The sequence below is a fragment of the Neobacillus nitrireducens genome, from assembly GCF_030915405.1.
Classification (GTDB): Bacteria; Bacillota; Bacilli; order Bacillales; family Cytobacillaceae; genus Neobacillus.
In genome coordinates this window covers 4,796,093-4,815,910 of record NZ_CP133262.1, presented here as the reverse complement: position 1 = coordinate 4,815,910, position 19,818 = coordinate 4,796,093, and the positions used below count along the sequence as shown (strand labels likewise).

Genomic DNA, 19,818 nt, shown 5'->3' with positions numbered 1-19,818 from the left:
AAATAAAAAAACCCTTCTTTATAAATGAAGAGTTTTTTGGACAGAATATTGTTTTTTCATATGATTTGCGCTTAATATTTTAGCTTTCTTCACTTGCCTTAATCCAAACCACCAAAGGAAAATCATAAAAGGAAAAATAATAAAGAGCCAATTTTCTTGTGAAATTAAAATAAAGTCGTAGGAACCATGGAGAATAAATGGTAAAAGCAGGGAAAGGATAACCCATTTAGCTTTATTTCCCTCCGTAAACTTTGCCTTTCCAATATAAAAGCCCATAATCACACCAAATAAGGCGTGACTTGAAACAGGTAACAATGCCCTTGTCACCGCATGTTCAATCCCATTCGCTATTAAATAAAAAATATTTTCAATTGTAGCAAAGCCCAGTGAAACGGCTACACCGTAGACAATTCCATCAAAGGGTTCATCAAACTCTACATGCTGATAGACCACATAAAAGAGAATAAACCATTTAAAAAACTCCTCAAAAAGACCTGAACTAAAGAATGCATTGAAAAGTTCAGATTTAACGATATGCTCTGTTTCAAGTACATGCTGAATAAACATGATTGGAAACACGAGAAGGGCACCGTACATAAATGTCCTAAGTACAAAGGATATTGGCTCTGAGTCATATTCATCCTTTAAATAAAAATAGCTTAGTAAAGCCAGTCCGGGGGCAATACCGGCTGATAATATTCCCAGCATGAAGAACCTCTTTTCCAATCCATTTTCTTAATCGTAACATGTATTCTCTATAAAGAAAATGAAAGATTCATTCCATTTGTTCAAAGGACTTCAACCGATTGGCCTGCAGTTAAAATTTAATTTCTTTCAAATTACTTGCAAGAGCTACAGCCAATTTAATTCTTGCCTTTTTAGAGTCATTGTCACTACCAAGAATAACTCCTTTATTAAAAAGATCAAAGGCACTTCCTTCATAATCATAGGTTGTGTATACAGAACCCTCTTCTGCGCTAGTCGTGATAACTAGTTTAATTCCTGCGGCAAGTGTCTTTTCTATTTCTGACATCATTTTAGGAGCTACCTGACCTCGCCCCACACCTTCAAGGATAATTCCTGCTATCCCTGCCTCCCGAGCAGCTTTAATAAATTTCCCATCTGCACCAATATAGCATTTAATGATTTCGACTTGAGGTATAGAAGTTTTCAATTCATAGTATTCTCTTTTAATTGGTTTCTGAAATACATGTACTTGGTCGTTATCAATAATGCCCAGGTACCCAAACCCAAACGCATTAAAGCCCTGAATATTAGAAGCATGCTCTTTTTTAACATATCTCGCTGCAAAAATCCGCTCATTAAAAACGACAACAGCTCCAGCATCCCTTAAATCACCTGAACAAGCACAATATATTGCATGACGTAAATTAATAAACACATCACTCCCTAATTCCTCTGGAGAACGCTGAGAACCTGTTACGATAATCGGCCGTGGGTCTTTTATGGTTAAGTCAAGAAAATAAGAAGTTTCTTCCATTGTATCTGTTCCATGTGTGACAACGACTCCTGATACTTCTTCATCCTTAAAATAATTATCAATCTTGTCCTTTAATAATAGTAAATCATCAAAGGTAATATGAATACTGGCTTTTTGAAAAACAGATTCAACGACCACTTCGATGTCTTTCGGCAAATTACACATACTAGCCAATTCTTCACCCGTTAAAGCGCCTGAGGCTAATTTTCCAGATTCTTTATTTGGCTTGCTGGCTATTGTTCCACCTGTTGTTAATAAAATAACCTTTTTCATTATTTAGTCACCCTTTTTGCATCATTTTCGATGATTGATTTGGCTATTTCTTCACCATGGAATCTTCCATTTTCAATAAATATTTCATTTGCGTTATTCCCCGCCGCAATTACACCGGCAATATAAATCCCTTCAACATTCGTTTCCAAAGTTTCCGGATTAAAGTATGGTCGACCTGATTCCTCATCAATTTTCACGCCCATGTTAATTAAAAATTGATGATCTGGATGATAGCCAGTCATTGCAAAAACAAAATCATTGCTGATTTCTGTTTCAATCCCGTCTTTATTATATACCACCTGATTTTCTGTTATTTCTTTTAAGGTAGCATTAAATTCCATCAAAATGGTTCCTGTCCGGACCAAGGCTTCAAATTCAGGAAGAATCCACGGCTTTATGCTTGGTGAATATTTATCACCGCGATATAACACAGTTACCCTTGCGCCTGCTTTTACAAGTTCTATTGCCGCATCCACACTAGAATTCTTCCCGCCAATTACACAAACATCCTTATCATAATAGGGATGGGCTTCTTTAAAATAGTGGAATACCTTTGATAGATTTTCACCAGGCACATTCATGTAATTTGGATGATCATAATAGCCAGTTGCAATGATTACATAGCGGGTATAATATGTATTTTTATCGGTGCAAACCTCAAACAATTCGTCAGCTTTTGAAACACTAGTAACCTTTTCAAATGCATTAATTCGTAATTGTTTTCGTTTGGCAACTTCTCGATAATAAACAAGGGCCTGATTTCTTTTAGGCTTATAATTTTCTGTAATAAATGGAACTTCACCAATTTCCAACTTTTCGGCAGTACTAAAAAATGTTTGATGTGTTGGATAGTGATAAATGGAATTCACCACATTTCCTTTTTCTATAATCAATGATTTTTTACCTTTTGCCTGAAGGGCAATGGCTGCTGCTAAACCACATGGTCCACCGCCAACAATAATAATATCTTCAATCTGCATATGAGTACACTCCCAACTAGCAATCAGTTAAACCTGATGCAAAAAAACTCCTATCGTCTATGATAGGAGTTTTTTCACTATGTTTCAATGGTTAATTTTATTAAATCCAGCCTCTAAAGCGGCTTGCTTCTGCCATTTTTCTAACTCCAACCATATAAGCAGCAAGTCGCATATTGACTCGGCGTGTCTGAGCCGTGTCATAAATATTTTTAAACGATTTAACCATTACCTTTTCAAGTTTTTCTTCTACTTCTTCCTCAGACCAGTAATAACCTTGGTTATTTTGAACCCATTCAAAATAAGAAACCGTTACGCCGCCTGCAGATGCTAATACATCTGGAACAAGGAGAATTCCACGTTCTGTTAAAATCTCTGTCGCCTCTAATGTAGTTGGACCATTTGCAGCCTCAACAACGATGAGCGCACGGATGTTATGAGCATTTTCTTCAGTAATTTGATTTTCAATTGCAGCAGGAACTAGAATATCACATTCAAGTTCAAGCAATTCCTTATTTGTTATCGTATTATTAAATAATTTTGTAACTGTTCCAAAGCTATCACGTCTATCCAAGAGATAATCAATATCCAAACCATTTGGATCATGTAATGCACCATATGCGTCAGAAATTCCAATTACTTTCGCACCTGCATCGTGCATGAATTTTGCTAAAAAGCTTCCGGCATTACCAAAACCTTGAATAACGACTCTTGCACCCTCAATTTGAATACCTTTCTTTTTTGCAGCCTCTTGGATACAGATGGTCACTCCTTTTGCAGTTGCAGATTCACGTCCATGTGACCCGCCTAAAACAAGTGGTTTACCTGTAATAAAGCCGGGAGAATTAAATTCATCGATTCGGCTATATTCATCCATCATCCATGCCATAATTTGTGAATTGGTAAACACATCAGGGGCTGGAATGTCTTTAGTTGGTCCAACGATTTGACTTATTGCTCGTACGTATCCACGGCTTAATCTCTCAAGCTCTCTAAAGGACATATCACGAGGGTCGCAAACAATACCGCCTTTACCACCACCATATGGAAGGTCAACGATACCACATTTTAAGCTCATCCAAATTGAAAGGGCTTTCACCTCTGTTTCTGTCACACCTGGATGGAAACGGATTCCACCCTTTGTAGGCCCCACAGCATCATTATGCTGGGCACGGTAGCCAGTAAATATTTTTATAGAACCGTCATCCATTCTAATTGGAATTTTAACTGTCATTAAACGTAATGGCTCTTTTAAAAGCTCATAAACCTCTTCAGGATAACCTAACTTTTCAAGGGCCTTATGTATAACTGTTTGTGTTGATTTCAACACATCATGCTTTTCCGCTTGATTAGTCTTTTCATTATCTTTATCGGCTGCCATTTGTAATCCTCCCTAAAAAAATGCTGCGACTATTGTCAGCTTTCAGACACAAGTATACACCTTTAATCAATTTATGCAAGAAGAAAAACACCTCTTAGAACCATTATGTAAACGTCGCCAATTGCATTTTTAAAGGATTTCTAAAAATTGCAATGGCTACATAGTATATCTCTATACCTATAAATGTATGCAAGGGGGATGGTAGCCCTTTGCTTGCTCCCTTGCTTAAAAATAGGCCTTTATTTGAAATATCGTAGAATAGTTTCTACTGCTTTAGTTTCGATTATTCGTTTACCATACTCAGCTAAGACGAAAGGACTTAAAATAGAAGCATTACCAAATTCAGAAAGAACACAAGCTGCTTTAATATTATTTTCAGCTTCTAAATTTTCCATTAACAAGTAGTAGCGGTTATGCATTGCATATAGGCTCCCGCCAAAAATTTTGACATTGGACAGTCTTTTTGAAAGGCCGATTATATCCTCAAATTCAGCGAACTCATACAAGAGGTCATCAAAGCCCTCCATCCTAACTTGCATTTCAATAAAACCATCATATAGAATTTCTTCATCATCAATTGTTTCATCAACGGTAATGATCAATATCATCCCTTGAGCTTGGAGGGAGAACACCTCTACCGCTACAGAACCTTGGATATCAACATCAAATTCCTCACTTGCCTCTTCTAGCATATCATGAAAAAGCTGATTCCATTTAATCGAGTCTTTCCAAATATCTTCTTTGGAGAGTCCCCTGTCAAATAAATCATCAGAGGTTAGAAAAATTTTTATTTTATTGGCCGTTAAGCGTTCTAAGCGCATGATTTTGCCCCCTGCCGTGACATAACTCTTGTTTTCAGTGTATGCCCTGGGGTCTTGTTGGTGAATTGTCTATATTTATCCTTACATTTCAGAATTCGGAGCTAATGTAATCAAGTGACATTCCGCAGGTGCCCCTAACCTTAAAGGTATGGTAGTAGTACCGTAGCCATTACTAATAAGGAGAATTGTATTATCTAATCTTTTTAGGTCTCCTCTTTCCTTCGGACTATATCCTAAAATATGTATTTGTCCTCCGTGTGTATGACCACTTAACACTAAGCGGATTTCATGTTTAGAGAGAATTTTATCTGTGATATCGGGATAGTGGCTTGCTAAAATTTTAAAACTTTTCTCCTCTGCATCTATTAAGGCTAAATCTAGACGATCTCGTTCTTGATTTAAATCATCCACACCAAGCAAAGATAATTTTTCTCCTTGGTCTGATTCAAAAGTAACTGCTGTGTTATCTAACACTTTAATACCTAACTCAAGCAGGATGGCATCTAATTTATGATAATCTACTTCATAATCATTGTTGCCCCAAACAAAGTAAACAGGACCAATTTGCTTTAGTTTCATTAAGTTTCTTTTAACTCTTTCAAAAGGAACACCTTTTTCTGTTAGATCCCCTCCAATTACAACTATATCTGCCTTCCCCTTAACAGAGTTAATAATTTTATCGGATATCTTCCTCCTGTGAACATCCGAAATAAAAAAGACCGAAACACGTCCCAGGGATTTAGGAAAGTCTGAAAAAGACAACTCATGTTCGATTACATTATTTAAAAATGCCTCATGCAACATATATACAAGAAGGCATCCACAACCGATAAATAGGACAATTAAAATAATAACCATAATCCTTTTTCCCCATTTCTTAACTTAAGGTTCAATGGAAATCATACCATAAAAAAGGCTTAAACTAAAAAAGACAAAGGTTTGCTGCCATCCCAAATTAAACAGCAGGAAAAAAATAATCAATAAAAAGAGATATTCAAAAAAAAGGGCTGCACCTGATATCTCCCGTTTCTGCCACTTCTTTCTAGTCCTATGGAAAAGCTCACATATAACTCTTCCTGTAATGAGAAATCCAATAAAATAAACCACTGAAGCTGCAAAAAATTTTAATGGATTCATGACAAGTCCAATAAAGAAATCAGAAAGGACAAATGGTTGAGGAATCGTGATCCATTTGATAAGGATATAGCCACATAGAAAAATAGCCAAATACTTGAATATTTTTTTATACATAAAAATTCCCTCCCATACAATGTATGAGAGGGCTTAAAAATATTACCTATTCAGTTTATTGGTCCTCTTCGATACTTAAAATTCTGAACCCATGTTCTTCCAGCTTTTTTGTAAATTTATCAATATTGTTCTTCTTTTCAATCTTCATAACAATTCTACGGACAAGTTTATCTGTTTCATCAAAAGTAACAAGTGAAATAATATGTTCATGGAACTGATGGGCTATTTCAGAAAGTCGGGCGATCCGTCCTTCGGTTTCAACAGATGTAAAGGCAATCCTAACACCGGGACGGTTAACACCGAATGCACTTTCGAAGGAACTAATTACATCCGAGCGCGTGACTACTCCAAGAAACTTTTTGTTAGAATCCACAACGGCTAATAATGGGAAATCCTTCAAATCAAGGAGGGTTTTCTCAAATAATTCTCCACCCTCTAAAAATTTATTTTGGTGTGTAACAATATCTTTTACAAAAGTTGAGGTTAAATACTCATCTTTTTGTTTATCGGATTGAAAGTAACTTTCAAAAATGCAGTATCTTGTCGCAACTCCAACATAATTATCTCCATTTAAAACTGGTAGTCCATCAATTTGATGTTTTTCTAAACTTTCCAATGCTTCTTTCAATGTCGTATTTTCCTGTGCAGTGAAACATTCATGCTTTGGAATCATAATATTTTTTACGAACAATTCCCATCACCTCTAAGTAATAATCCTACTTTACTAACTAGTATACTTCGACATGGCTTGGATAAAACCCTTTATATTTTAAGGATAAGTCATAGAAAATTGAAAATTTCATATTATTAAATGATGTTGAATAAAGGGAGGGCTAAAATGAATACACATTTCAAAACCTATCATCCATACGCCAGTCCGTTCGATCCTTGTCCGCCAATTCTTGAAAAAACATATTCTACCCCGCCACATTTATATATGGGCTTTCAACCACCTAATCTTCCTCAATTTACACCACTGGAAGCACTGAGAGCAGGCACTCTCTGGAAAGACTTTTATGATCCTTGGTACAATACGTTGGAGAAAGCAAAAGGGGGACTGCCAACATGAAACAGGTCCCTGAAGAATATTATCAAATTATGGAGCAGCTTCAAGCCGTGGATTTTGTGTTAGTAGAACTCACTTTATATTTAGATACCCATCCAGACGACCTTGAGGCAATCAATCAATTTAATCATTACGTAAAAGAAAGAAAACGCATTAAGAAGTTGTTTGAGAGTCAATTTGGTCCTTTGCAACAATTCGGGAATAGCTACTCTGGATTTCCATGGAACTGGAAGGATGCCCCATGGCCGTGGCAAGTCTAATATAGGGAGGTAAACATTCAATGTGGGTTTATGAGAAAAAGTTACAGTACCCGGTTCGAGTCAGTACCTGTAATCCAACATTAGCAAAATATTTAATTGAGCAATATGGGGGTGCCGACGGAGAACTTGCTGCTGCACTCCGTTACTTAAACCAACGATATACGATTCCCGATAAGGTAATTGGCCTTCTTACAGATATCGGTACAGAAGAATTCGCCCACCTCGAAATGATTGCTACGATGGTCTACAAATTAACGAAAGATGCCACTCCTGAGCAAATGAAAGCTGCTGGACTGGCAGCACATTATGCTGATCATGATAGTGCATTATACTACCATAATGCTGCAGGAGTTCCATTTACAGCTACTTATATTACTGCAAAGGGTGACCCCATTGCAGATTTATATGAAGATATCGCCGCAGAAGAAAAGGCACGTGCAACCTACCAGTGGTTAATTAACTTAAGTGATGATCCTGATATTAATGATAGTCTCCGCTTTTTACGTGAACGGGAGATCATTCATTCTCAACGTTTCAGGGAGGCTGTGGAAATATTAAAAGACGAACGTGGCAAACAGACAATTTTCTAATAACAAATAAGAAGCAGTTGTAGTCTGCTTCTTATTTGTTTTCATGGTATAGGTTAATATCATACAACTTTTTCATCAATTCAAAAACTAGGTGACGATTTTTCCATTCCTCTTCTTTTTTCCAATAATCCTTACTTCGGTCGACAATCTCGCGTCTTAATTCATGATATTCCTTTTCAGCTTTATCCTTTTTTTCTTTCATTAAATTCATTGTGCCGTACATTCCTACACAAAAAACCAACAATGTTAAATTATTGGAGTCATTAACAAACGCGGAAAACATTGCGGCAAAGGAATAGGAATAAATGCTGGCAACTGTGATATACAAGTAGGTCAGGAAACTAGCTGCTAAAATAATGGTTGCCCAAATCGTGAGAATGTGCCTCTTTTTAAAGCGGTCAAATTTTTCTTTTCTTTTTCTAACATTTTCAAGAGCTTGTTTCGTTGCTTGATCAGTATTTTCAAGTAATTGGATTGGAGAATCCATTTTATCACCCTCCATTTCTCTTATATTCATATGAACTTGTCCCTGCTAATATGATTTTCCATAGAAAAAAACCGATCCCTTTTGGAATCGGCTAATTATTTATTGGTATTTTCAAAACCTGCCCTGCATTAATTTGTTTACTTGTTAGATGATTAGCCTTCATAATGATATCCATTCCCTTGGGGGAATGAAAATATGTCATTGCAATCCTATATAAGTTTTCATTTGGTTTAACCCTATAAGAAATAATTTTAGTCTCTTCAGATTCTGCCGATTTTGCATTAGTTTCAGACGCTTTTTCTTTTTCGCTATTACTGTCAATTTCCTGAGAATTCGTTTTGTTTTCATTTGTACTATTTGTACTATCGGGATGAGCAGAGGCTTCCACCGTTTTTTCAGTCTGCAAGACTTCGTCGCTAGACTCTTTGACTAGTTCTTCCGAATCATTCGTTTCAGGAATTGCATCGTTCGTTTCAGTGGAGTTTTCTAAGGTTTTTTCCTCATCTTTCGACTTTTCCAGATGAATTGTTTCAAACCCTACTGATTCTTCTGATGCTTTTTCACTCCCATTTATTTTTTTGTCACCGTCACGATATGAAATCACACTAAATATGATGACAGGCAGGAGGATAAAAAACAAAACTAATAGGCGGATCAGTGGATACTTTAGCTTCCATTTAGTTTTTTTCTTCTTTTGCCGATGAATTTGCTCCCTTGGAGGCAAATCTTCCTTGTCATCGACTTTTTCATTAATTTTTTCTATACGCTGTTTTAATCTATCTGCTTGGTCTCTATATGGTTCTTCATTATTCATGGCGCCACCCCTCCCTGATCATCTTCTCTGATTGGACGTCTAAATTTTATATATACTCCTAATAAAAAATCAATGACAAAATGCATCGCAATTGTTACAGCTAAATTGCCAGTCCACTCGAATATTAAACCAATAAAAAAACTTAAAACCACAATATTGACAAACAAAAACCAATTAAAAAGATATCGATAGTGAATAATTGCAAAAATAATGCTTGCAAGAATTAGACCTAATTTTGTTTGAATGATTTCCCGAAACAATAATTCTTCACTAAAAGCAACAAATAGGGCAATGAATAAAATATGAAATATATTTCTTTTTTTAAATATTCTTTCATTCAAACCACCATCATCATAATAAGACGAAGGCAGCAATTTCATTAAGAGAATATCTGCTAACACCACGGCTATTCCAACAGGGACACCTATTGTAATTATTTGGAAATCTTGCAAAGAAATATGATTTAAATAGGATAAATGGTCAAAAAATATTAACCCTAGTAGTATTGAAATCACGCAGAGAATGACCTGTGTCATGTAAAGGTGAAAAAGCAAATCTTTATCCGTTAAACTATTAATTAATTCAAAGTACTTTTTTTTCATTCCCTCAACTCACCATTGATTAGAATTTTCGAAAGATAATCATTCCAGTTATTTTCATCTGTTTTCGCTGAAGGAACGGTTAAATGATTAATCGCTTGATAATCATTTAATTGAAGACCGCAGATATCGCAGCAAGGGTTTACCTCTATTGTCTTTACTTCATCAAAATATTTTAATATATTTTCACGTCTGCAAAAATTGGTTTCAACCCATTTTTTCATAGAATAAATATTATTTTTCTTAATAGTCAATCTTTCCTTAACAAAATGATTAATGGTCCATTGTAACCCTTTAAGATTAGCAGTTTCTAGCGATGAATTTTTAACAAAGTCCTCAATAATCCTCCATTGGATCTCAGTAAAACCCCCAAGTTCCATTAGTTTCATATCTAAACTACTATCTCCATTCTTGAAAAGCGGTTCATCGGTTATCTTCTTAAACAACCAGTCGATTTGCTGTTCTGATGGCAATTCATTCTCAGCAAGCTGGATTGGAAGCTGTTCATCCCCTGGCGAATATAAAAGGATGGCAATACTCGGGTCGCCATCTCGTCCTGCCCGGCCAATTTCCTGGAGATAAGATTCAATTTGCATTGGCATATGATAATGAATAATAAAACGGATATTTTCTTTATTAATACCCATGCCAAACGCACTGGTAGCACATATTACATCTAATTGACCATAGATAAACTGTTGTTGAATCAGGATTCTTGTATTTTGATCTAATCCGCCGTGGTAGGCCATCGCCTGACAAATTCCTTTTTCTGTTAGTAGACTTGCCATCTGTTCAGCAGTTTTTTTACTAGAAAAATAAATAATTCCCGGTTTTTTTAAGTTGGCAACTAACTCAAGGATGTTTTCCTGCTTATCGCGATAATCGTTTAGTTCTTTAACATAAAAGCTGATATTAGGACGGTCAATGGTTGATTCGATTTTTACTATTTCCTCTAAATCCAGTGAGGCAATAATATCAGCTCGGACCTTTTTGGTTGCAGTTGCTGTCAAAGCAAGCGTTAATGGATTCCCAAGTTTCTTTCGAATATCACCAAGTTTTGAATAATCAGGGCGAAAATCAAAGCCCCACTGAGAAATACAATGGGCTTCATCGACCACAAATAACGCAATGGGAAGCTCCTGAAGTTTGCGGAGAATATAGGGAACTCTCATCATTTCGGGTGATATAAATATAAATTTATATTGATTCAAATGATGTAATGCCCTATTTCTTTCCTCTGCAGAAAGAAAGGAATTTAACGCAATGACTCTTTTTTCCCCAAATCTCTTAAATTGCTCCACCTGATCCTGCATTAGTGACAGAAGTGGTGAAATTATTAATATCTGACCTTCTAAAATAATCCCAGGAAGTTGGTAGCACAATGATTTTCCTGTCCCAGTTGGGAGCATGGCCAATGTGTCGTGACCAGCAAGTATGGAGGTGATGACCTCTTTTTGTCCAGTCTTAAACGAAAGATAACCAAAGTGCTTTTTTAAAACCTTTTCAATTTCCATTATTTATCACCATGTTTCGCCAGTACTAACCTTATTTGAAAATAGGTTGCAGCACCTATTTTTTCTTTTATCACTTTTAGCTGTTTAGATGCCTTTTGCCTTGAAACTTCCAAAATCTCATGCTGTAATTCTCTATCCACAAAGGTATCAATGGAAAAATCAGTAGTATTTAAGGCCAATTCAACAAGATGATCTTCTATTGTACTTAATTTTAAGTGTCTAAGTTTCGCGATTATGTCAGGGGAATGTCCCTGACGTAACAATTTCTGGGTTTTCCGTGAGGAAAGAGTTAATTCATCATCCTGTATTAATTCATCGATAAGATAAGGTAAGACCTTTAACTGATTTTCTTCTTCCATTATTTTGTGTATCAAATAATGGAGAATATTCGTAAACTCAACCTGATAATTGTGAATATTTAAATTCACCTTTGCAGCTACTTGTAAAGGGGTTAATCCAATCTGCTGATAACCAGTTAACCGAAACACTAATAAGGATGGGTCAATAACTTTCGCAGTATTAAAACATTCATTTAACTCTGAATATAAAGCAGGACCCAATTCCAGCCTAGGTACGGTGATATCCTTTAAAGTAGATTTTAACCAGTTATGGACATCTATGTTTTTTTGAATTGGTATATATCTTGATTCACAAAAAGCAAGATTGGATACCACTTGAATTAGCAGGGACAATCTCTCCCAAAATAATGAGGTTATTTGATGAAAGTTCCAGCCATTTATATATTGGGGTAATGGATTGTTTTCTAGAAGTGTCATTCCAGAGGTCGTTAAACTATATCGTTGATCCCCTTTATTTATTAACCAATTTTTTTCTACCATAGCTTGATATATTTCATCAAAGGATTCTCTGGATAACTGTTCATAAATTCCAAAAAATTTTTTCAGTGAGAATAGGTGGGCATCTTGGATTGTTTGTGATGATTTTTTTCCATTCAATAAATGGTAAACAGAGTAAATCGTCCGTTCACTTTTTAATTGTTTAATACTATATAGAATAATGGATTCAATTTGCATCATCCGAGTCCCCCACCGCTTTTTCGCGCATTATCGACAAAATACCCATTTTTCTTCTTTATTCTACCATGAATAAGAATGGATTGTTGCTTGAAAATGTGGAAGAAATAGAAATTCATCTATTTAACATCAGGAATAAGGGCATTTTTCTATTGAAAAGTTGTCGATACAGTTTTACAATAGATATGAGTTATCCGTTTTCATCTTGATAATGGAAAATGTGTTAGAATAATTTTTTTTATATTACTGGGAGGTTTTTTTCATGGCAAAGTACACAATTGTGGATAAGGAAACTTGCATTGCATGTGGGGCTTGCGGCGCAGCAGCACCAGATATTTATGATTATGATGATGAAGGTATCGCATTCGTAACACTTGATGATAATGAAGGAATTGTTGAAATTCCTGATGTATTAATCGATGATATGATGGATGCATTTGAAGGTTGCCCAACTGATTCAATTAAGGTAGCTGACGAATCTTTTGACGGAAATCCAACTAAATTCGAATAATAGTTAAGTAAAATAAACTTTAAGCTACTGCCCCTCTCCATTTTAGGAGAGGGGTTTTTATTTCAACAATAAAAAAACGGCAGGGAATGGTTCCCCCCTGCTGTTTTCTATTAGACGCTTTTAATTGTTGTATTTTTATTAATCCATGCCTGCATCCGAATAAACAGGAGCATAAAGATCGCAGACATCATCACACCTTTTAGGATATTAAAAGGCAAGATGGCTGGTACAACCAAATTACGCATATCTGGAAAACCCATTAGAAGGGTATATGCAGGTAAAATAATTAAGTAATTTAGAATACTCATTATAACTGCCATCGTTACTGTCCCAGAAATTAACGCCAGTGTCATACCTTTTCTAGTTTTGAGTCTATTATATATATAATATGTGGGCAGGATAAACACAATTCCAGCAGCGAAATTGGCTATATGGCCAACAGGGATTCCTGTAAAGCTTCCTGTCTGAATATAATTAAGGATATTTTTAAAAAGTTCTACTAATACTCCTGCAATTGGTCCAAAAATCAATGCAGCAATTAATGCCGGTATGTCGCTGAAATCGACAAATAAGAAATTTGGGAATAGCGGCAATGGAAATTGTATTAGCATAAGCAGAAAAGCAATACTGCTCAGCATTCCAATTGACACATAAGCCCTGACATTCATTTTTCTTTGTTTCTTCATCTTCTTCATCTTCCTCTCTCCTCTTTTTGATCCATCGCGTTTAGGAAGAGAGGTTCAGCAACAGTCGAAACCTATGTAAATAAAAACTCCCTCAAGAAATAAGCTTGAGGGAGTTCACAAAGGCACGCTTAATAAACGTTCATTTCATTAGAAATTTTGAACGTCTGCAGAACCTCCATCTTCTCCCATCCAGACTATACTGTCGGCTTTGGAATCACACCAAATCCTGCCAAATTACGGCTCGCGGGCTCATGAGTTTTACTCAATTACCGCCGATCGGGAATTTCACCCTGCCCCGAAGATAGATCGATATTTAATTACAAATATAATTATACTGCAGTATGCATAATTTGTTAAGCAAAGAATTTAGTATTTAATAGTACTGACACTTTTTTATTATTTTTTCAATAAACAAACCCGCAGAATCCTGAATCTGCGGGTAGTTCATTATCTTAATTTATAGTTAATATTTGTTTAGGTTTAATAAGGTCTGAAGACAGATCGTTGAGTTCTTTAATGCGTGTTACCGTCATATTTGTTTTTCTCGAAATGGAGTACAATGTATCACCTTGTTTGACGATATATTGTTTTTTGCCCGTCCTTGAATGATCCTCGTTCTGCTGTTTTACATGGGTACTGGCTTCTAATACATCGTTTTGGATTCCTGCAATTCCACCCCTTACCATAAAGCCTGTATCAACGTTTCCTAGGAGCTTTTCAGGATCCATTGCAAATTTCTTATCATATCTCCACACTTGCTGGTGCGTTTCAAAATGAAGATGGGTTCCGGTAGCTTGTCCAGTTCTCCCCATATTTCCTATTACAGTTCCTTGCTTAATCATTTGTCCCTCAATTACTATTCGTTTGTTTAAGTGAGCATAGACAGTAACAAAATGACTTGGATGTTTAATAAACACTACATTTCCGTATGTATTCGAAAAATAGGATTTCACCACTTGACCATCAGCGACAGCAAGAACAGGTGTGTTTATTTTTCCAGCGATATCAATTCCCTTATGTTTCCCCATTCTTGTTCCATATGTATCAGAAATAATCCCGTCTGTAGGCCATATCCACCCATCCTTAATCGCTTTCTCATCCTTCATACTTGCTTCTGAATGCTTTCCACCTAAAAATAATAAACTGACACATAGCGCCATAATTAGGGCAATGAGAACCCTTTTTATGTAGTCTCGCATTTTCTTCATTAACCTCCTTTGTTCTTTTCCTCCTCCACACCATATGTAAATTGTTTCACGTTTAGAACACTTTCCCTGTGGAGGAACGCTTAGGCATACTTGTTATAATTGGGAGATTACGGATATTTTATTCATAAAAAAAAAATCAACCTCATTGGGTTGATTAGGATTCATTATTGAATCGTTCGAAAGTTTGGAGCCAACGGGACTTTATTTTCTTTTGATAGGTCAAATGGCCCGATGTTTTTAATGGATGAATTCTTAATTATTACTTTGTCTAAACCAAATTCTTTTGCTGTCAATAATAAAGACTCATACGCATTTAGGGTTAGTTGATTATCACTCAAGGTCGAATTATCCTTAAGTGTAACATATAATGTTTTTTCATTTGTAGAAACATCCTTAATCGGAAGTGCTGGTAAAAGTGAACTTTTTAATCCCAATAAAGGCTGATCATTCTTCATTGATTCCAAAGCTGTTTGAATATCTTTATACGTGTCAATTGATGGCACTAAATAGGGAATTTCATTCCCTTCGGAATAATAAAAGAAGAAAGCATGATTCTTCTCTTTAACAACTTGGATTTCTTCTTGCCTTCCGTAGTTCCCTAATTCGATGCCAGGCTTACCATTTGTTGAAAAATGTATCTTTTTCATTTGACTATTTGAAGAAATATCTTTTTGTAATACTTTAATAAAAGTGGTTTCAGTTGTTGAGCCTTGTCCATACTTATGATTTGCCGGCACATCAATCAAAACACTTTTGTTTTTCTCATCAAGCTTCAGGGTAGCATTTAGAGGATAAAATTCACTTAACCCCCAGGCCTCTTCCTGTAAATCCACCATTTTTTCAATAAATAAAGTAAACGATAATTTATCAGTTGAATTATTAACTAAAGTGGATACTGGAACTAGTATTTGCGCTTGTGAATCCGGGATCCAATAAGTTAAGACTGTTCCACTGTTCACATCTTCATCATAGATGGCTGTTTTTAAAAGTTCATTATTCCCGGCTTCTGAAAATGTTTTTGCTTGTGAATTATCACTTTCTTTTGCAAGCTTTGAATTTTCATCCGCGTTTTGCACTTCCTTCCCAGCTGAAGCATCTTTTTGACTCGCCTTCTCCTCAGCATACTGATTTCCAATCATTAATTTAGGAACTAAGATGAAAAAAATAAGCAATGCACATGCAGTAGCGAGGCCAGGCAGCATCCATTGTTTCATTTTCTTTTTTCTAATATTAAGATTTTGATAAATGTCACGAGGATTGCGATTATCTTGTATCTTAGGCATTTGCCTTAATAATTCTTCGAGCTGCTTATCGCTCCACTCTGACTTTTTCACTAGCCGCCCCCTCCTTTTCATATGACATTTCCATATGTTTCTTCAAGACCTTTAACGATCGGTGTTGTGTGGTTTTCACTTTACTTTCTGTCCATCCTAATGCTTGGGCTGTTTCAGCAATCGATAAATCTTGTATATATCGTAGAATAATAACCGTACGTTGGTCCATTGTACAATATTCAAGGCAGTTATAAACCCATCGGATTTCTTCCTTTTGGACCGTGATCTCTTCTGGTATAGGATATCCATCTTTCAGCTGATCGGTGGACCAATCAAATTTTTCGAGTAATCGTTCTTTCCATCCTTTTTGTTTTCGGAAGAAATCAATGGCTACATTTCTTGCGATTGAAAACAACCAGGTTTTCTCACTGCTTTTCCCTTCGAAACGACGATAAGATTTATAGACCCTAATATAGACCTCTTGGACAAGATCCTCCGCATGTTCTTTGTTTCTGACCATATAAAATAGAAATTGAAAAACGTCATGATGATATTTTTGGTAAAGTTCATCGAAAACGGAGTCCATCAATTCCCCTCCCCGTTCATAATATTAGTCGATTTATATGTATAAAAAGTTTCACCTTATAAATATAGACTTTTTTGTGACAAAAAGGAAGGTGTAAATTGGAATATATTTCCCAAAATCATGACGTAAAAAACTCATCCTTAATGGATGAGTTTTCGCTTACGCTCTTCGTGTTTCCTTTATCTCATGCGGAGCGGTTCCAATCCATACGTCGCAAAACGGTCGCTTCCGCTTTTAGTTATATCTAGCTGCAGCGCCTAGGGGCTCGGGTCATAAGCCAATCCGTCAAGAAGGTTAAAGAACAACCTTCTCGCCGGCTCGTCTTATGCCTGTCGCCCCTGGGCAAGGCGCTTCCGCTTTAAGTTGTTCCTCGTGAATCAAGAACAATCGGCAAAATACTTGTTCTTATTACTATTTTCGAGGCAGTAAAAAGGAAAATGTCGTTCCGTGATTTAGTTTACTCTGAACAGAAATATGACCACGATGTGCATCAATAATATTTTTAGCTATGGCTAGTCCAAGTCCTGTTCCAGCTCTTCCTCTCGTCCGAGCTTTATCCGCCTTATAAAACCTTTCAAAGACAAAAGGTAAGTCTTCATCGGGAATACCAGTACCAGAATCCTTCACTCTAATCATTATGCCCTTATCATCCGAAGTCACACTTAATTTAACAGAGCCACCCTTTGGTGTATGTCTGATGGCGTTATCAATTAAATTGGTGAGTACCTGTTCGATTCGATCGGGATCGAAGGAAATAGTGGTGGTTTCATTTTCTATTTCGGCATACAATTGAATTTCATTTTCTTTAGCTAGTCCCTGGAACTTATGAATAATTCGATTAATAAATGAAGAAATATTAACATCTTCCATTGTTAATTGCAGATGTCCTGCTTCCATACGGGCTAAATCCAGCAACTCATTGACAAGCCGGCCCATTCGCAATGATTCATCATAGATGACCTTTGCCATTTCCTTTTTCTCTTCCTGTGATTCCGCGATATCGTCTACTATTGCCTCGCTATAGCCTTGTAACATCGATATAGGTGTTCTAAGCTCATGGGAGACATTAGCAATAAAGTCTTGTCTCATTTTATCTAACTGTCGTTCCTCAGTCATATCCCGCAAAACAGCAACTGCACCACGTATAAACCGGTTACTATATAATGGACTAACCAGGATAACCCAATGCCTGCCTTGGAATGAAATTTCACCGACTTGTTCTGCTTCCGTATCGACAGCTTGTTCAAACAGATCCATTACCTCTGGTGGTGTGGCCTCGGAATCAGTACTAATTCCACCCATTTCATAATACCAGTACTGAAGAAAACGGTCAGCTGGAGGGTTGGTAATCAGAATTGTCCCATCCCGATTAAAGGTAATTACTCCATCTGCCATACTGCTTAAAATACTCGATAATTGCTCTTTCTCTTGGCTAAGAGCACTCATATTGAACTTCAACTGTCTACCCATCTGATTAAATGCCGTTGCTAGTTCACCAATTTCATCATGGGTAAGAATAGGGACTTTAGTATCGAATTTCCCTCTAGCCACTTCAAACGCTGCTTCTCTCATTTTTCTTAAAGGGGCTGCAATTCTTGTGGACAAAAAGAAGGCAAAAATAGTCGTAAGAATAATAGCAACACCTGCAACAAGTAAAATAAATTTTGTTGTTTCATGGGTGGTTTGTTGCATTATTTCTACTGATTGATAAATAAAAACCGCACTTTTTTCTTCCCCAGGAAGATGTAAAGGTACACCTATAATTGAATACTTATCTCCGTCTTTCCCATCATTAAACGAAAGGGTAGAAACCTTTTCAACGGATAAATCTTTAGTAAATACTTGTGATAGTTTGGGATCCTTTTGAATATCAGTTAGAGATAACCTATTTGAAATATCCGTGTTTGGAGAGTAGTAGATTTCTCTGTCATTTTTAATAATAACTACTTTGTTAACTTTATCGATAATTTCCCAGGATATCTCTAGTCCAAGTGGCAATTTTTCTTTAGGATGCTCTTCTAAAACGTTTGCTATCTTCTCAGCTGTATTGGTTAAATCATTTTTCATCCCAAGCGTATTTTGATTTTGGAAAAATTCGAGAAGCATAATGGTTAAGATGAAAAGCACAAAAGATACTAGTAAAAGGATCGTTAACCATAGCTTTCCAACAACACTTCTTAAAAGCGTCATTCATTAATAACCTCAAATTTATAGCCTACGCCCCAAACTGTAACAATCATTCTGGCAGCTTGCTCGGAAACCTTGTTTAATTTTTCACGAAGACGTTTTACATGTGTATCAACTGTCCGTAGATCGCCGAAAAATTCATAATGCCATACTTCTTTAAGTAATTGTTCACGGTCAAATACTTTATCCGGTGCTTTCGCTAAGAAATAGAGCAATTCATATTCTTTTGGTGTTAAACTTACTTCTTTACCGTCAGCAGTTACCCTATGTGCATCATTATCAATGGTTAAGTGCGGGAATACAATGACGTCTTTGGTTGTCGTTTCCGTTTGCAGGTAACTTGTTTGTGAAGACCTTCTTAACAAGGCTTTGACGCGTAAGACAACCTCTCTCGGACTAAATGGTTTGACAATATAATCATCGGTGCCAACTTCAAAGCCTTGGACACGATTAATTTCTTCCCCTTTAGCAGTAAGCATGATGACCGGTGTTGCCTTCTTTTCTCTTAATTCACGACAAACCTCAATTCCATCTTTCCCTGGCATCATCAGGTCAAGAAGAATAACATCATAATCATTAGCAAATGCTTTAGCTAATGCCTCAGTTCCATCTTCAGCTTCATCAATTGTATAGTCTTCACGCTCTAAATACATTTTTAATAAACGGCGAATTCTTTCCTCATCATCCACAACTAAAATTTTCACGTCTTTTTCCATTATTAATCCCCCCATGGAGTTTATTTTACAAAACGGGCTGGTTTTATGCTATATTTTCGTACTAATTACTCCTATTAAAAGT

Annotated in this window: 23 protein-coding genes and 1 riboswitch; of the genes, 4 read left to right on the top strand and 19 right to left on the bottom strand. The window is 36.2% G+C overall.

The window, feature by feature from the left end:
• Window positions 1-18 precede the first annotated feature (18 nt).
• The 8 genes from prsW to RCG22_RS23530 form a co-directional block, all read right to left on the bottom strand.
• Complete coding sequence (prsW, locus tag RCG22_RS23565) at window positions 19-708, bottom strand: glutamic-type intramembrane protease PrsW (protein WP_308104931.1); 690 nt, start codon at window positions 706-708, stop codon at window positions 19-21.
• A gap of 109 nt (window positions 709-817) precedes the next feature.
• Window positions 818-1,774: an asparaginase gene (locus tag RCG22_RS23560; protein ID WP_308104930.1), complete on the bottom strand. Its 957-nt coding sequence runs from the start codon at window positions 1,772-1,774 to the stop codon at window positions 818-820.
• The gene (locus RCG22_RS23555; RefSeq protein ID WP_308104929.1) at window positions 1,774-2,754 is read right to left on the bottom strand and encodes a YpdA family putative bacillithiol disulfide reductase; all 981 of its coding nucleotides are present in this window, start codon (window positions 2,752-2,754) and stop codon (window positions 1,774-1,776) included. The genes RCG22_RS23560 and RCG22_RS23555 overlap by 1 nt, the downstream gene beginning before the upstream one ends.
• A 100-nt stretch (window positions 2,755-2,854) precedes the next feature.
• A complete protein-coding gene (locus RCG22_RS23550; RefSeq protein WP_098261660.1) occupies window positions 2,855-4,132 on the bottom strand; it encodes a Glu/Leu/Phe/Val family dehydrogenase in 1,278 nt (425 codons plus the stop codon).
• 239 nt (window positions 4,133-4,371) lie between these two features.
• Complete coding sequence (locus tag RCG22_RS23545; RefSeq protein ID WP_098261661.1) at window positions 4,372-4,953, bottom strand: genetic competence negative regulator; 582 nt, start codon at window positions 4,951-4,953, stop codon at window positions 4,372-4,374.
• A gap of 81 nt (window positions 4,954-5,034) precedes the next feature.
• Window positions 5,035-5,811, bottom strand: a complete 777-nt coding sequence (locus tag RCG22_RS23540; RefSeq protein ID WP_308104928.1) for a metallophosphoesterase — start codon at window positions 5,809-5,811, stop codon at window positions 5,035-5,037.
• A 24-nt stretch (window positions 5,812-5,835) separates the two neighbouring features.
• Complete coding sequence (locus RCG22_RS23535; RefSeq protein ID WP_308104927.1) at window positions 5,836-6,204, bottom strand: hypothetical protein; 369 nt, start codon at window positions 6,202-6,204, stop codon at window positions 5,836-5,838.
• A gap of 55 nt (window positions 6,205-6,259) precedes the next feature.
• Entirely contained in the window at window positions 6,260-6,895 is a 636-nt protein-coding gene (locus RCG22_RS23530; protein ID WP_098261664.1) for a CBS domain-containing protein, read from the bottom strand.
• 147 nt (window positions 6,896-7,042) lie between these two features.
• Here RCG22_RS23530 and RCG22_RS23525 point away from each other — a divergent pair, with 147 nt between their 5' ends.
• The 3 genes from RCG22_RS23525 to cotJC are packed head-to-tail and all read left to right on the top strand — an operon-like array spanning window position 7,043 to window position 8,120.
• Complete coding sequence (locus tag RCG22_RS23525; protein WP_098261665.1) at window positions 7,043-7,273, top strand: spore coat associated protein CotJA; 231 nt, start codon at window positions 7,043-7,045, stop codon at window positions 7,271-7,273.
• Window positions 7,270-7,530 (top strand): spore coat protein CotJB, encoded by a 261-nt coding sequence (locus RCG22_RS23520; protein ID WP_098261666.1) that lies wholly within the window; start codon window positions 7,270-7,272, stop codon window positions 7,528-7,530. Before RCG22_RS23525 ends, RCG22_RS23520 begins: the two co-directional genes overlap by 4 nt.
• 20 nt (window positions 7,531-7,550) lie before the next feature.
• Window positions 7,551-8,120, top strand: a complete 570-nt coding sequence (gene cotJC, locus RCG22_RS23515) for a spore coat protein CotJC (RefSeq protein ID WP_308104926.1) — start codon at window positions 7,551-7,553, stop codon at window positions 8,118-8,120.
• Window positions 8,121-8,151: 31 nt separating this feature from the next.
• Here the strand turns inward: cotJC and RCG22_RS23510 are convergent, their stop codons facing one another.
• The 5 genes from RCG22_RS23510 to RCG22_RS23490 form a co-directional block, all read right to left on the bottom strand.
• The gene (locus RCG22_RS23510; RefSeq protein WP_308104925.1) at window positions 8,152-8,607 is read right to left on the bottom strand and encodes a YpbF family protein; all 456 of its coding nucleotides are present in this window, start codon (window positions 8,605-8,607) and stop codon (window positions 8,152-8,154) included.
• Window positions 8,608-8,698: 91 nt separating this feature from the next.
• A complete protein-coding gene (locus RCG22_RS23505; protein WP_308104924.1) occupies window positions 8,699-9,421 on the bottom strand; it encodes a LysM peptidoglycan-binding domain-containing protein in 723 nt (240 codons plus the stop codon).
• The gene (locus RCG22_RS23500; protein WP_308104923.1) at window positions 9,418-10,023 is read right to left on the bottom strand and encodes a CPBP family intramembrane glutamic endopeptidase; all 606 of its coding nucleotides are present in this window, start codon (window positions 10,021-10,023) and stop codon (window positions 9,418-9,420) included. The genes RCG22_RS23505 and RCG22_RS23500 overlap by 4 nt, the downstream gene beginning before the upstream one ends.
• Window positions 10,020-11,534: a RecQ family ATP-dependent DNA helicase gene (locus tag RCG22_RS23495; protein ID WP_308104922.1), complete on the bottom strand. Its 1,515-nt coding sequence runs from the start codon at window positions 11,532-11,534 to the stop codon at window positions 10,020-10,022. The genes RCG22_RS23500 and RCG22_RS23495 overlap by 4 nt, the downstream gene beginning before the upstream one ends.
• The gene (locus RCG22_RS23490) at window positions 11,534-12,571 is read right to left on the bottom strand and encodes a YpbB family protein (RefSeq protein ID WP_308104921.1); all 1,038 of its coding nucleotides are present in this window, start codon (window positions 12,569-12,571) and stop codon (window positions 11,534-11,536) included. The genes RCG22_RS23495 and RCG22_RS23490 overlap by 1 nt, the downstream gene beginning before the upstream one ends.
• A gap of 259 nt (window positions 12,572-12,830) precedes the next feature.
• Between RCG22_RS23490 and RCG22_RS23485 the strand changes: the two genes are divergently transcribed.
• Window positions 12,831-13,079 carry a ferredoxin gene (locus tag RCG22_RS23485; RefSeq protein WP_066060880.1) on the top strand — a complete coding sequence of 83 codons (249 nt, stop codon included), beginning with the start codon at window positions 12,831-12,833 and terminating at the stop codon, window positions 13,077-13,079.
• A 110-nt stretch (window positions 13,080-13,189) separates the two neighbouring features.
• On the opposite strand, the gene RCG22_RS23480 is transcribed toward RCG22_RS23485, so the two are convergent.
• The 6 genes from RCG22_RS23480 to RCG22_RS23455 all read right to left on the bottom strand — a co-directional run bounded on the left by RCG22_RS23480 (window position 13,190) and on the right by RCG22_RS23455 (window position 19,736).
• On the bottom strand, window positions 13,190-13,774 hold the full coding sequence (locus RCG22_RS23480; protein WP_308104920.1) for an ECF transporter S component: 585 nt from the start codon (window positions 13,772-13,774) through the stop codon (window positions 13,190-13,192).
• A 164-nt stretch (window positions 13,775-13,938) separates the two neighbouring features.
• Window positions 13,939-14,072: riboswitch (FMN riboswitch) on the bottom strand.
• Between the two features lie 145 nt (window positions 14,073-14,217).
• Window positions 14,218-14,973, bottom strand: coding sequence for a peptidoglycan DD-metalloendopeptidase family protein (locus RCG22_RS23475; RefSeq protein WP_308104919.1), 756 nt, complete (start codon window positions 14,971-14,973; stop codon window positions 14,218-14,220).
• A gap of 164 nt (window positions 14,974-15,137) precedes the next feature.
• Complete coding sequence (locus RCG22_RS23470) at window positions 15,138-16,307, bottom strand: hypothetical protein (protein ID WP_308104918.1); 1,170 nt, start codon at window positions 16,305-16,307, stop codon at window positions 15,138-15,140.
• Complete coding sequence (gene sigX, locus RCG22_RS23465; RefSeq protein WP_308104917.1) at window positions 16,282-16,833, bottom strand: RNA polymerase sigma factor SigX; 552 nt, start codon at window positions 16,831-16,833, stop codon at window positions 16,282-16,284. Before sigX ends, RCG22_RS23470 begins: the two co-directional genes overlap by 26 nt.
• Before the next feature lie 411 nt (window positions 16,834-17,244).
• Window positions 17,245-19,023 carry an ATP-binding protein gene (locus RCG22_RS23460; RefSeq protein ID WP_098261676.1) on the bottom strand — a complete coding sequence of 593 codons (1,779 nt, stop codon included), beginning with the start codon at window positions 19,021-19,023 and terminating at the stop codon, window positions 17,245-17,247.
• Window positions 19,020-19,736 (bottom strand): response regulator transcription factor, encoded by a 717-nt coding sequence (locus RCG22_RS23455; RefSeq protein ID WP_098261677.1) that lies wholly within the window; start codon window positions 19,734-19,736, stop codon window positions 19,020-19,022. The genes RCG22_RS23460 and RCG22_RS23455 overlap by 4 nt, the downstream gene beginning before the upstream one ends.
• Window positions 19,737-19,818: the final 82 nt, after the last annotated feature.